The sequence below is a fragment of the Streptomyces sp. C1-1 genome (assembly GCF_050214755.1).
In the GTDB taxonomy this organism is placed as follows: domain Bacteria; phylum Actinomycetota; class Actinomycetes; order Streptomycetales; family Streptomycetaceae; genus Streptomyces.
In genome coordinates, this window is record NZ_CP189826.1 from 1,936,643 (window position 1) to 1,948,986 (window position 12,344).

General features: G+C 71.6%; 10 protein-coding genes and 1 pseudogene. 3 read left to right on the plus strand and 8 right to left on the minus strand.

The features are described 5' to 3' along the window. Positions 1–56 precede the first annotated feature (56 nt). The 6 genes and pseudogenes from ACQF4J_RS08825 to ACQF4J_RS08850 form a co-directional block, all read right to left on the minus strand. Positions 57–299 carry a DUF5302 domain-containing protein gene (locus ACQF4J_RS08825; protein ID WP_351578501.1) on the minus strand — a complete coding sequence of 81 codons (243 nt, stop codon included), beginning with the start codon at positions 297–299 and terminating at the stop codon, positions 57–59. 120 nt (positions 300–419) lie between these two features. After that, the gene (locus ACQF4J_RS08830) at positions 420–1,769 is read right to left on the minus strand and encodes a DEAD/DEAH box helicase (RefSeq protein WP_351578498.1); all 1,350 of its coding nucleotides are present in this window, start codon (positions 1,767–1,769) and stop codon (positions 420–422) included. Positions 1,770–1,979: 210 nt separating this feature from the next. Beyond that, positions 1,980–2,882, minus strand: a pseudogene (locus tag ACQF4J_RS08835) (non-reducing end alpha-L-arabinofuranosidase family hydrolase); the annotation flags it as partial. A 404-nt stretch (positions 2,883–3,286) separates the two neighbouring features. Further along, positions 3,287–3,550, minus strand: a complete 264-nt coding sequence (locus ACQF4J_RS08840) for a hypothetical protein (RefSeq protein WP_351578495.1) — start codon at positions 3,548–3,550, stop codon at positions 3,287–3,289. A gap of 192 nt (positions 3,551–3,742) precedes the next feature. Next, positions 3,743–5,185 (minus strand): APC family permease, encoded by a 1,443-nt coding sequence (locus ACQF4J_RS08845; RefSeq protein ID WP_351578491.1) that lies wholly within the window; start codon positions 5,183–5,185, stop codon positions 3,743–3,745. A 53-nt stretch (positions 5,186–5,238) separates the two neighbouring features. Next, positions 5,239–5,934, minus strand: a complete 696-nt coding sequence (locus tag ACQF4J_RS08850) for a FadR/GntR family transcriptional regulator (protein ID WP_427165418.1) — start codon at positions 5,932–5,934, stop codon at positions 5,239–5,241. Positions 5,935–6,134: 200 nt separating this feature from the next. Here ACQF4J_RS08850 and ACQF4J_RS08855 point away from each other — a divergent pair, with 200 nt between their 5' ends. Then, positions 6,135–7,556 carry an amino acid permease gene (locus ACQF4J_RS08855; RefSeq protein ID WP_351578488.1) on the plus strand — a complete coding sequence of 474 codons (1,422 nt, stop codon included), beginning with the start codon at positions 6,135–6,137 and terminating at the stop codon, positions 7,554–7,556. A gap of 55 nt (positions 7,557–7,611) precedes the next feature. Here the strand turns inward: ACQF4J_RS08855 and ACQF4J_RS08860 are convergent, their stop codons facing one another. Then, a complete protein-coding gene (locus ACQF4J_RS08860) occupies positions 7,612–9,507 on the minus strand; it encodes an ABC transporter ATP-binding protein (RefSeq protein WP_351803923.1) in 1,896 nt (631 codons plus the stop codon). Between the two features lie 174 nt (positions 9,508–9,681). On the opposite strand from ACQF4J_RS08860, the gene ACQF4J_RS08865 reads away from it, so the two are divergent. Further along, positions 9,682–10,662 carry a lysylphosphatidylglycerol synthase transmembrane domain-containing protein gene (locus ACQF4J_RS08865; protein ID WP_351578485.1) on the plus strand — a complete coding sequence of 327 codons (981 nt, stop codon included), beginning with the start codon at positions 9,682–9,684 and terminating at the stop codon, positions 10,660–10,662. Between the two features lie 56 nt (positions 10,663–10,718). Here ACQF4J_RS08865 and ACQF4J_RS08870 read toward each other — a convergent pair whose 3' ends face one another. Then, a complete protein-coding gene (locus ACQF4J_RS08870) occupies positions 10,719–11,432 on the minus strand; it encodes an SDR family oxidoreductase (protein WP_427165419.1) in 714 nt (237 codons plus the stop codon). 57 nt (positions 11,433–11,489) lie between these two features. Here ACQF4J_RS08870 and ACQF4J_RS08875 point away from each other — a divergent pair, with 57 nt between their 5' ends. Beyond that, the gene (locus ACQF4J_RS08875; RefSeq protein ID WP_427165420.1) at positions 11,490–12,254 is read left to right on the plus strand and encodes a crotonase/enoyl-CoA hydratase family protein; all 765 of its coding nucleotides are present in this window, start codon (positions 11,490–11,492) and stop codon (positions 12,252–12,254) included. The last annotated feature ends 90 nt before the right edge of the window (positions 12,255–12,344 follow it).

Consider the following 12,344-nt stretch of genomic DNA (forward strand, 5'->3'; position numbering starts at 1 on the left):
CGCGCGGGTGGCGCGCACGGTGCCGGTGGTGGGCTCGGGCCGCAGGACCGTTGGGCTCAGCCGCCGCTCTTGCGCCTGAACGACCGCTGGCTCGAGGCAGGGCCGTGTGCCGCGCGCACCTTCGACGCGTCGGGGTTGGCGGCGCTGTCGGCGGCGTCCGCCTGCGCGCCGCGCTTACGGGCGAGGGCTTCGCGGAACTTGCGCTTGAGGTCGTAGTTGCCGTCGCTGTCCGGCGCCAGAGGGGACGGCTCGGCGGCGGCCGGCTCCGAACCTTCCGTGGACACGGGCTCTGCGGTCATGGTGACCTCCTGGGTTCGGGGATGTGCGATCACAGCTTGTCATGGCGGACGGGACCCGGGCGGGCCGGGCGGGGAGTTGTCCGTCAAGTGGGCGGGATCCCGCCTCCCGGGCGACGCCTGTCAGCCGTTGCGACGCACGAGGGCGGCCTTGCGGGCCTCGGCCAGCTTGCGTGCCTCGCCGGCCTTCCGGGACTTGCCGCCGACGCCGCGGGAGGTGTCCTTGCTGGTGCCGAGGCCGCGGAAGGGAGCGTTGGTGTTCTTGGGCCGGGGAACGGCGGGCCCGCCGTCGAGCGGGGTCCCGGAGGGGGCCTTGGCGCCGGTGATCCGGCTCAGCTCCGCCTCTCCCGAGCGCACCTTGGTGACGGTCGCCTCGACGCCGGCCTCGGCCAGCATGCGGCTCGTCTCGCGGCGCTGGGCCGACAGCACGAGCGTGACCACGCTGCCGGACTCACCGGCCCGGGCGGTGCGGCCGGCCCGGTGCACATAGTCCTTGGGGTCGGTGGGCGGGTCGACGTTGACCACGAGGTCGAGGTCGTCGACGTGCAGGCCACGGGCCGCGACGTTGGTCGCCACCAGAACGGTGAGCCGGCCGTTCTTGAACTGCGCCAGGGTCCGGGTGCGCTGCGGCTGGGACTTGCCGCTGTGCAGGGCCCCGGCGTGCACCCCGCTGGCCCGCAGGTGCCGGGTGAGCTGGTCGACGGCGTGCTTGGTGTCGAGGAACAGCAGGACGCGGCCGTCGCGGGCGGCGATCTCCGTGGTGACGGCGTAGCGGTCGGGGCCGTGGACGACGAGAACGTGGTGCTCCATCGCCGTGACCGTGCTCGCGGACGGGTCGACCGAGTGGACGACGGGGTCGTGGAGGTAGCGACGGACCAGCTGATCGACGTCACCGTCCAAAGTGGCCGAGAACAGCATCCTCTGACCGTCGGGGTGCACCTGCTCGAGCGCGTCGACCACCTGCGGCAGGAATCCCAGGTCGCACATCTGGTCGGCCTCGTCGAGCACGGTGATCCTCACCCGTCCCAGGCGGCAGGCGTTGCGCTGGATCAGGTCGTGCAGGCGTCCGGGGGTGGCGACGACCACCTCCGCTCCCTGACGCAGCGCTGCGGCCTGCCGGCCGATCGACACGCCGCCGACGACGGTCGCCATCCGCAGCCGCAGCGCCTCGGCGTACGGCGCCAGCGCCTGGGTGACCTGTTCGGCCAGCTCCCGCGTGGGGACGAGGACCAGAGCGAGGGGCTGCTTCGGCTCGGCACGCCGCCCGGCCGTACGAGTCAGCAGCGGCAGACCGAAGGCGAGCGTCTTGCCCGATCCGGTGCGCCCGCGTCCCAGGACGTCGCGCCCCTTGAGGGCGTCGGGGAGTGTGGCGGCCTGGATCGGAAAGGGTTCGCGCAGCCCGAGTCCGGTCAGTGTCCGCAGTACCTCCACCGGCAGTCCGAAACCGGCGAAGGAGTCGTCGGGGCGCTTCATGAACAGCCTTCCGTAGAGGAACGTACCGAGGAAGGCCCGGCAGGATCGAAGAGCCCACACACCAGCGGAACCGGCCGCGCGGAGCCGCCCGGCGCGAGGACCACGCAAACGCACGACGGTAACACGACGGACGTCAGCGGGCCGACCTCGCCCAGGAGGAGAACCCCCGGCCGGTGCACGGCCGGGGGTTCCGGAGGGGACGGCTCCTGGTCAGTGCTGCAGGGTGAGGACACCCGGCCGCCACGGCAGCTGGTCGTAGGGGCCGCTCGCCGAGGGGGACTTGCCCTGGTAGAGGAACTGCAGGTTGCAGGGGTCGACGGTCATGGTCTGGTCGGGGTTGTTGCGGACCAGGTCGCCGTGACTGATGTCGTTGGTCCAGCCGGCACCGCTGTTGGCCTTGCCCGCGAAGGGGTGGCTCTCGCTGCTCGCCTGCGGGGTCCACGACCCGCTCAGGCTGGAGGCCGTGAACGAGCGGAAGTAGCGCCCGTTCGCCCCCATCGCCTCGACGATCATGAGGTACTGGTTCTGGCCCTGGACCTTGTAGACCTGCACCGCCTCGAAGAGGTTGGCCGTCGAGTCGCTCATGACCGTCGTGTACGAGGAGCCGAAGTTGCCCGGGAAGTTCCCGATCGGCATGCTCGCCCGGTAGATCTTGCCGTTGTCGCCGGCGAAGAACAGGTACATGTTCTGGCCGTCACCGATCAGGGTCTGGTCGATCGGACCGGTGCCGGAACCGGAGATGCCACCGGTGAACAGCGGCTGCGGCGCGGACCAGCCGTTGGGGTTGGTGGGGTCGCTCGACGTCCGGTAGATGAACGGCCACGCACCCCACTGGTACGCCAGCACCCAGATGTTCTTGGGAGCGAAGTAGAACAGCGTGGGCGCGACCGCGGACTGGCTCATCCCGGTCTGGCGGGCCGACCCCATGTCGGACCAGTTGGTGAAGGGGCTGAACGCCATCGAGCCGTACGACGATCCCGACACGTTCGACGCGTAGACCAGGTGCCTGCCGTTGTAGACGACGTCGGTGAAGTCCTTCAGCGAGACCCAGCCGTTCGCCGGCTGGGCCAACGCACCCGTCGACGTCCACCGGTACGTCGACGGAAGGGAGCACGCGCTGGTGGCCGCCTGAGCCGGGTCGGCGACGAGCGTCGCCGCCAGCGAGACCAGGGCCGCGGCGGAGGCGGCGAGCGCCACGGACAGGCGGGTGCGGCTGAGACTTCCTCTGCGCATGGGGACCTCTTGATTCTCGAGTGAACGGTTCCGGTTTCTGCGAGTTGCCGTGCCCATGACATTTCCAGCCACGACGTGTTCGTGGTTTCGAACAAATGTCAAGCTGTCGAACAATCTGGATGATAGGGAGCCGATCGGGGGCGTCAATCCCTCTCGCAATATTCGCCGTCCACGTCAAAACATTTCGGATCGGTAAGGGGGCACATCGGTAAGGGGCACACGAGCGGGGCGGACCGCGCCGCGCACGGTCCGCCCCGCGTTTCCTGCGCGGGTCCGGGATCTGGCTACCCGGCCGTCGTCGGGAAGGGCGTTCCGCCACCCAGAAGCCCCGTCACCAGCGGGAGGATGGACGGGAGGGCGCCCGTCACGGAGTCGAGAGCCGAGCCCGGGTCGAGCGGGCCCAGGGCCTTGAGCAGATCCGAGACCGCCGCCTGGATCTGATCCACGGCGTCCGAGATCGGGTCGGCGGCGCGTACGCCCGCACGGGGCGTGCCGTCGGCGGTCGGTGCGCCGCGTTCCCGCAACTCCCGCACCAGGGAGGAGGACATGGTTTCGATCGCCTTCCGGTAATCAGTCGCCTTCTGGAGCGCTTCGGTGCCGTGGAGCCGCTTCGCCCCGTCGAGCCATCGGCCGACGTCCGCCGTCCCGTCGGTCGTCGGCGCCGCTGGGACGGACGGCCGCGCGACGCCGGTTTCGGTGGCTGCGGTTCTGGGGCCGGTCGTGGCGGCGGTGCCGCGGGTTCACTCCACGTCGGCGACGACGGAGCCGACCCGTTCGGCGAGGCCCGGGTCGCGGCGGACCAGGAGTGCCGCGTAGCCGACGGCCAGGAGCAGCGCCGCGAGGGCCGCGACGGGGAACCAGTTGTACGGCGCGGGCTGGCCGGGCTTGGCCAGGTAGTACAGCGGCACCAGGATCGCCAGGGCGCCGAGCGCGGGCAGCACCAGGTGGCGGACGGTGCGGAACTCCTGCGGCCGGTAGCGCCGGTAGTAGAAGGGCAGGGCGATGTTGGAGGCCAGGTAGACCACCAGGATCAGGATGGTGCCCAGGGTCGAGGACTCGGTGAAGAACACCACGGGGTCCATGGGCCCGCCGTCGGCGCCGAGCAGGTGGCCGAGGCCCCAGCCGCCGATGATCAGCAGGGCGGTGACGGCGAAGGTGACGATCGCGTTGTTCGGCGTACGGCGCACGGGGTGGACGTAGCCGAAGAAGGACGGCAGCAGTCCCTCGCGTCCGGCGTTGAACACCAGCCGGGCCTGGGAGTTGATGCCGGCGATGAGCACGCCGAGAGTCGAGGTCAGGCCGCCGACGTAGGCGAGGAGGGCCAGTGCGCCGAGGGTGCCGTGGGCGACGTCGATGAAGGGGATGGCCGAGTCGCCGAGCCGCTGGACGTCGTAGTCGAAGCCGGTGACGGTGGCGTAGGAGAAGAGGATGTAGCTGGCCGTCATGATGCCCACCGAGGAGAACACGGCGCGGCCGACGTTGCGCCGCGGGTTCTCCGTCTCCTCGGCGAGGGCGGCGGAGTTCTCCCAGCCGACGAAGAGGTACACGGCGAGCGGGAAGCCCGCGGCCAGACCCTTGAGGCCGTCGTGGATGTGGTCGGGCAGGAACGGCGCGGCGGACAGGTTGCCGCGGTGTTCGACGAGCGCGGCGACCGAGACCACGACGAGGACCAGCATCTCCACGGCGAAGAAGTAGCCGGCCCACTTGGTGGAGACGACGATGCCGCGCAGCATCAAGACCACCGAGGCGCCGGTCAGCAGCAGTGTCCAGATGATCCAGGGGACGTCGAGGCCGGTGTAGTGGTGCAGGGTGATCTGCACGAACCCGCCCGAGATGGCGATGACGGAGGCCATCGCGATGATGTAGCCGAGGCCGGCCAGCAGGGCGGTGGTCACGGCGCTGACCGGGCCGAAGGTCTTGCCGACGAAGGTGATGAAGCTGCCCGCCGAGGGGTGCGCCCGGGAGAACTGGGCGAGGGTGTTGCCGAGCAGCGCGACGGCCACGCCCGCGGCGAGGATGGTCAGCGGGGAGGCGACGCCCGCGGTGGTGGCGAGGAAGGCGAAGCCGAAGAAGAAGCTCATGGCCGGGCCGACGTTGGCCATGGTGGCGGCGGCGATGTCCGCCATGCCGAGGACGCCGCCGCGCAGCCGCTGGGGCGGGCCGGCGGTTCTCCGGTCGGGCATGACGGCGGCTCCTTGTGCGGGGTCGGTGCGGAGGTCGGGGTCGTGGGCGGGGCTCAGACCGTTCCGGCGTCGCGGTGGGCCTTGACCGCGGCCACCGCCGGGGCCATGGCGCCGCGGGCGAGTTCGTCGAGCAGGTCGGTGTGATGGCGGTTGCGTGCCCGTACGACCTCGGGGGTCGGGGCGGGCAGCAGCAGGCACTGGCGGCCGAGCAGGTCGGCGGCGAACTCGCGGATGCCGGGGCCCCCGAGCGCCTCCGCGAGGTCGAGGTGGAACCGGGTCTCCAGTTCGAGCAGCCGGTCCGGTACGTCGGTCCGGTCCAGTTCGTCGGTCAGCGCCCGCAGTCCGTCGAGCCGGTCCTGCGGCACCTCGCCGACGGCGTGGGAGACGAGCCCGCACTCCAGGAGCGCGTGCACGGCGTCCAGCGAGGCCGCCTCGTCGGGGTCGTGCATCACGGCCACGACGGTGTCCCAGTCCTGGGCGACGAAGGTTCCGCCTGCCCTGCCCCGCCGACGGTCGAGCAGACCGTCCTGGCACATGCCCTCCAGGGCCCGGCGCACGGTGATCTCGCCGATGCCGAGTTCCTCGGCCAGGACGCCGACGTCCGGCAGCCGGTCCCCCGGCGGCTCGGACCTCAGGCGCACCCGCAGGGCGATCCGTGAGCGGACGAGTTCCGATCCGGTCTGTCCCCTGCCGGGCAGGACGCGGACGTCGAGCACCCCGGAGACGAACTTGCCCGCTGCCTTGGCCACGACGTCACCTTAACCGCCTGCTGAACGGGGTCACGGCCCGCGTGAGATGTGCATGGAGGCTCCTACGAACGTAGCGGCTCCGCGTTGCACGCAAAATAGAGCATGATGAACAGTTAAACAAGTCTTGTTCTTTTGGATCGTACTGAACTAATTTCCCGGTCACCGTCTCCTCCGTCCTCACTCCTCTCATGGATGTCGCGATGACCTCAACGCTCACCCAGAGTCCGCCCACCGAGCCCGGCCTGAAGCCGGGGCTCAAGAACCGCCATCTGTCGATGATCGCCATCGGCGGTGTCATCGGCGCCGGCCTGTTCGTCGGCTCCGGCTCCGGCATCGCCGCCGCCGGCCCCGGCATCCTCGTCTCGTACGCGCTAGTCGGCGTCCTCGTCGTCCTCGTGATGCGCATGCTGGGCGAGATGGCCGCTGCCAACCCGACGTCCGGCTCCTTCTCCGCCTACGCCGACCGGGCGCTGGGCCGCTGGGCCGGCTTCACCATCGGCTGGCTGTACTGGTTCTTCTGGGTCGTGGTGCTCGCCGTCGAGGCGACCGCCGGGGCCAAGATCCTTGCGGGCTGGGTGCCGGCGGTCCCGCAGTGGGGCTGGGCGCTGATCGTCATGCTCGTCCTGACCGCCTCCAACCTCGCCTCGGTCAGCTCCTACGGCGAGTTCGAGTTCTGGTTCGCGGGCATCAAGGTCGTCGCCATCGCCGCGTTCATCGTGCTGGGCGGCCTCGCGATCTTCGGTCTGCTGCCCGGCTCGGACCACCCGGCGTCCGGCTTCTCGTACCTCACCGCGCACGGCGGGTTCCTGCCGCACGGACCGGGCGCGATCCTCACCGGCGTGCTGATGGTGGTCTTCTCCTTCATGGGCAGCGAGATCGTCACGCTCGCGGCCGGTGAGTCCCAGGACCCGCGGGGCGCGGTCACCAAGGCCACCAACAGCGTGATCTGGCGGATCGCGGTGTTCTACCTGGGCTCGATCCTGGTCGTGGTGTCGCTGCTGCGCTGGGACGACCCGGCGATCCTCAAGGAGGGTTCCTACGTCGCCGCGCTCAGCTCCATCGGCATCCCGCACGCCGCGCAGATCATGAACGCGATCGTGCTGACCTCGGTGCTGTCCTGCCTCAACTCCGGCCTGTACACCGCCTCCCGCATGGCCTTCTCGCTCGGCGGGCGCAGCGACGCCCCGGCGTCCTTCGCCCGCACCACGGAGCGCGGTGTGCCGCGCACGGCGATCCTCGCCTCGGTGGTCTTCGGCTTCGTCGCGGTCGCCTTCAACTACCTGTGGCCGGACACCGTCTTCCAGTTCCTGCTCAACGCCTCCGGTGCGATCGCGCTCTTCGTCTGGCTGGTGATCTGCTTCTCCCAGCTGCGGATGCGGAAGATCATCCAGCGGGAGTCGCCGGAGAAGCTCGTCGTGCGAATGTGGCTGTACCCCTACCTGACCTGGGCCACGATCGCCCTGATCACCTTCGTGCTGGGGTACATGCTGACCGACACCGCCGATGGCGGCGGACGCGACCAGGTGGTCCTGTCCACGCTGGTGGCGCTGGGAGTGGTGGCCTTCGCGCTGGTCCGCCAGCGGGTGCGCGGCAAGCAGGACGAGCCGGCCCTGCAGTCGTAGCGGCCTCGTGACGTACGGCCCCGGGGGCGGCGATGCCCCCGGGGCCGACGCTTCGTCACGCGACCACCTCGACCTCCGGCGTGCCCCCCTCGCCGCCGCGCTCCTCGAACTGGGTGCGGTACAGCTCGGCGTACCGGCCGCCGGCCAGCAGCAGTTCGTCGTGGGTGCCGCGCTCCACGATCCGCCCGTCCTCGACGACGAGGATCATGTCCGCGGCCCGCACCGTGGACAGCCGGTGCGCGATCACGACCGCGGTCCGGCCCGCGAGCGCCTCGGTCAGCGCCTCCTGGACGGCGGCCTCGGAGGTGTTGTCGAGGTGGGCGGTGGCCTCGTCGAGGATGACGACGCGCTGGCGGGCCAGCAGCAGGCGGGCGATGGTCATGCGCTGGCGCTCGCCGCCGGACAGGCGGTAGCCGCGCTCGCCGACGACCGTGTCCAGACCGTCGGGCAGCGAGCGGACCAGGTCGTCGAGGCGGGAGCGGCGCAGCGCGTCCCACAGCTCGGCCTCGGCCGCCTCGGGGCGGGCCAGCAGCAGGTTGGCGCGGACGGTGTCGTGGAAGAGGTGGCCGTCCTGGGTGACCATGCCGAGGGTGCCGCGCAGCGAACCGGCGCTCAGGTCGCGGACGTCCACGCCGCCGATGCGCACGGCGCCCTCGTCGACGTCGTACAGGCGGGGCAGCAGCTGCGCGATGGTCGACTTGCCGGCGCCGGAGGACCCGACGAGCGCCACGGTCTGGCCGGCTTCGGCGCGGAAGGAGATGCCGTGCAGGACCTCGGCGCCGCCCCTGGTGTCCAGGGACGCGACCTCCTCCAGCGAGGCCAGGGAGACCTTGTCGGCGGACGGGTAAGCGAAGCGGACCGCGTCGAACTCGACGGAGACCGGGCCCTCGGGGACGGCCCGCGCCGCGGGCTTCTCCACGATGAGCGGCTCCAGGTCGAGCACCTCGAAGACGCGCTCGAAGCTGACCAGCGCGCTCATCACCTCGACACGGGCGCCGGCGAGCGCGGTGAGCGGCGCGTACATGCGGGTCAGCAGCAGGGCGAGGGAGACGACGGCACCCGGCTCCAGGCTGCCGCGCAGGGCGAACCAGCCGCCCAGTCCGTAGACGAGGGCCAGCGCCAGCGAGGACACCAGGGTGAGGGCTGTGATGAACACCGACTGGGCCGTGGCGGTACGCACACCGATCTCCGCGACCCGGCGGGCGCGCGCCGCGAACTCCTCCGACTCCTGCTCCGGGCGCCCGAAGAGCTTGACCAGGGTGGCGCCGGGTGCGGAGAAACGCTCGGTCATCCGGGTGCCCATGGCCGCGTTGAGGGTGGCCGCCTCGCGCTGCATGCGGGCCATGCGGCTGCCCATGCGCCGGGCCGGGATCACGAACGCCGGCAGGAGCAGCAGCGCGAGCAGCGTGATCTGCCAGGACAGGGTGAGCATGACGACCAGCGTGAGCACGAGGGTGACCAGGTTGCTGACCACTCCGGACAGGGTGTTGCTGAAGGCGCGCTGGGCGCCGATGACGTCGTTGTTGAGTCGGGAGACGAGCGCTCCCGTACGTGTGCGTGTGAAGAACGCGACCGGCATCCGCTGCACATGATCGAACACAGCCGTCCGCAGATCGAGGATGAGGCCCTCCCCGAGCGACGCCGAGAGCCTCCGGCCGAGGATCCCGAGCGCCGCCTCCGCGACCGCGATGAGCGCGATGAGCAGGGCGAGGCGTACGACGGTGGATTGGTCGCCGTGCGACACGATCGCGTTCACGACATGTCCGGCGAGCACGGGGGTCGCGACGGCGAGCAGCGCGGTCACCACCCCGAGGAGCACGAACTGTGCGATGCGGGCGCGGTGCGGACGGGCGAACGCGCCGATACGGCGCAGCGTGGCACGCGCCACGGGTCGGCGCTCCTGCTGGGCGGTCATGACACTGTGCAGCTGTGTCCACGCTGTGGTTTCCATGCTCATGGGAGAGAACGTAGAACCTCGAGCGTCGTTGAGGTCAACACTCCCGCCGCTTCGTCCCCTGCCCCGAAGGACCTCATGGCCCTGCCTCCCCACCCGCTTCCCGTCCGTAAGCCGCTGTCCGCGGTCCCGCAACCCGCAGTTGGCGCGGTGCGGAAACCCTCTTCCGGTGTGACTGCGGTTGAAGTTCCCCACGGCTCCCTCCCTCCGGGACGGTTCCCCCGTCGCGTCCCGGTCCGCCAGGTCCTGTGCCTGCTTCCGCTCCTGCTGGTCACCGTCGTCGCCGTGCGGCACCGTGACGTGCTGGCCGAGGGTTTCGGCCATCTGCGCTCGGCCGACTGGCCGTGGCTGCTGGCCGCGGTCGCCGCCACCTGTCTGACCTGGGTGGCGGCCGCCTTCACCCGGCAGGGCGCGGTCGTCGACCGGCTGCCGAGGCGGCGGCTGCTGGCCACCCAGTTCGCCGCGGGCTCCGCCAACCACCTGCTGCCCACCGGCCTGGGCGCGGGGGCGGTCAACCTGCGGTTCATGACCGTGTGCGGCATTCCGCTGGCCCGTTCCTCGGCCGCCCTCGCCCTGTACCTGCTGGCGGAGTCGGTCACCCGGGTGGCGTTGCTGGTCGTGCTGCTGCTCGCGTTCCCCGGCGCGTTGCGCTTCGGCAGCCTGGTCCCGCCGGGCGCGACGGCCCCGCTGCTGCTCACGGTCGCGGCGGTCGCGGTCGTGGCCGCCACGGTCCTGGTCCTGGTACGGCGGCTGCGGACGACCGCGCTGTCCTTCCTGCGTACGGCGCTGGGCGAGCTGCGCTCGGTGCACACCCGGCCGTCCCGTGCCCTCGCCCTGTGGGGCGGCTCGCTCGCCTTCCCCGCGCTGCAGGCCGCCGGGCTCGTCCTGGTCGGCATGTCGCTCGGGCTGCCGGTGCCCCCGGTGCACATGGCGGTGGCGTATCTGGCCGCGACGGTCGCGGTCGCGCTGGTGCCGACGCCCGGTGGGCTGGGCTCCGTGGAGGCGGCGCTGGTCGTGGCCCTGGTGGCGGCGGGCGGCCCGGCGGCCGTGGCGACGGCGGTGGTGCTCGCCTACCGGATCATCACGGTGTGGCTGCCGCTGGTGCCGGGGGCGCTGACGCTGGGGGCGCTGGTGCGGCTGAAGGTGATCTGACGCCTCGCCGGAGGCGGACCTCTCATCGGGCAGACGCCTGCCCCGGGGCCGACGCGCTACCAGGCAAGCGGCTCGCCGTCCCGGAAGAAGCCGCCGGTCGGGCCTCCGTCGGGCAGCGTGGCCGCCCAGACGACGCCCGCCGCGCCCTCGGCCACGGGCCTGCCGCCGCGGCCCCCCATGTCGGTGGCCACCCATCCCGGGCAGACCGCGTTGACGAGCACACCGTCCGGGCCCAGCTCGCCGGCCAGCAGACGGGTGAGGGCGTTGAGGGCGGCCTTGGAGACGCTGTAGGCCGGGGTGCCGCCGCTCATCGCGTGCAGGGAGCCGGCCTCGCTGCTCACCATGACCACCCGGGCGTGCCGGCTTCGCCGCAACAGCGGAAGCAACGCCTGTGTGACCCTCCAGGCGCCGAACAGATTGGTGTCCAGGGCCTGTTGGACCTCGGCCAGATCGGCGGACCGGGCCTGCGCCCAGGTGTCGTAGAGGATCGCCGCGTTGTTGACGACCACGTCCACCCGACCCTGCTCGCCCGTCACCCGGTCGGCCATCGCGACCACGCTCGCCGCGTCGGCGACGTCGATCCGGACGGCGGTCACCCGCTCGCCGCCCGGATCGAGGCGGGCAGCGGCGGCGCGCCCCTTGTCGAGATCGCGCGAGCCGAGGACCACGCGATACCGCCGGTCGGCGAGCTGTCGTACCACCTCGTATCCGATACCGCGGTTGGCCCCGGTCACGACGGCGACCGGGAGGTCCGCGCCTTCGACTGCCATCAGGAACACTCCCTCGAGTACGCAACGTCAGCCTCGCACAGGAAAAGGAGGTCCGGCATGCCGGTCCGAACCGAGCGCCAGGGACACGTCACCACGGTCGTCCTGTCCCGCCCCGAGGTCCGCAACGCGGTCGACGGTCCGACGGCCGCCGAACTGGTCGCCGCCTTCCGGGAGTTCGAGGCGGACCAGGAGGCGCGGGTGGCGGTGCTGTGGGGCGAGGGCGGCACGTTCTGCGCGGGCGCCGACCTCAAGGCCGTCGGCACGGAGCGGGGAAACCGGGTGGCGCGGGACGGCGACGGCCCGATGGGCCCGACGCGGCTGCGGCTGTCCAAGCCGGTGATCGCGGCGGTCGCCGGGCACGCCGTGGCGGGCGGCCTGGAACTGGCCCTGTGGTGCGATCTGCGGGTCGCCGAGGAGGACGCGGTCTTCGGCGTGTTCTGCCGCCGCTGGGGCGTGCCGCTGATCGACGGGGGCACGGTACGGCTGCCCCGGCTGATCGGGCAGAGCCGGGCGCTGGACATGATCCTGACGGGCCGTCCGGTGCGGGCGCCGGAGGCGTACGGGATGGGACTGGCCAACCGCCTCGTGCCCGTCGGCACGGCCCGCACCGCGGCCGAGGAACTGGCCGCGGAGATCGCCCGTTTCCCGCAGGCGTGCCTGCGTGGCGACCGGGCGTCGGCGCTGGAGCAGGAGGGTCTGCCGGAGGAGGAGGCGATGCGCGGCGAACTCCGTCACGGGATCGACGTGTTGGCCCAGGGTCTGGAGGGGGCGGCGCGGTTCGCCTCCGGCGCGGGGCGGCACGGGTCCTTCACGGACGTATGACGAACGGAACGCGCCAGGCTCCATGGACGGCGGGCGCGAACCCCTGTGCGGATGCGGCAGGATGAGCGGTTGCACATCCCGAAATTGGAG

Bases quoted from the DNA above. Each gene is read 5' to 3' on its own strand.
- ACQF4J_RS08825 (WP_351578501.1), bottom strand. From the start codon at position 299: ATGACCGCAGAGCCCGTGTCCACGGAAGGTTCGGAGCCGGCCGCCGCC.
- ACQF4J_RS08830 (WP_351578498.1), bottom strand. From the start codon at position 1,769: ATGAAGCGCCCCGACGACTCCTTCGCCGGTTTCGGACTGCCGGTGGAG.
- ACQF4J_RS08840 (WP_351578495.1), bottom strand. From the start codon at position 3,550: ATGTCCTCCTCCCTGGTGCGGGAGTTGCGGGAACGCGGCGCACCGACC.
- ACQF4J_RS08845 (WP_351578491.1), bottom strand. From the start codon at position 5,185: ATGCCCGACCGGAGAACCGCCGGCCCGCCCCAGCGGCTGCGCGGCGGC.
- ACQF4J_RS08855 (WP_351578488.1), top strand. From the start codon at position 6,135: ATGACCTCAACGCTCACCCAGAGTCCGCCCACCGAGCCCGGCCTGAAG.
- ACQF4J_RS08860 (WP_351803923.1), bottom strand. From the start codon at position 9,507: ATGGAAACCACAGCGTGGACACAGCTGCACAGTGTCATGACCGCCCAG.
- ACQF4J_RS08870 (WP_427165419.1), bottom strand. From the start codon at position 11,432: ATGGCAGTCGAAGGCGCGGACCTCCCGGTCGCCGTCGTGACCGGGGCC.
- ACQF4J_RS08875 (WP_427165420.1), top strand. From the start codon at position 11,490: ATGCCGGTCCGAACCGAGCGCCAGGGACACGTCACCACGGTCGTCCTG.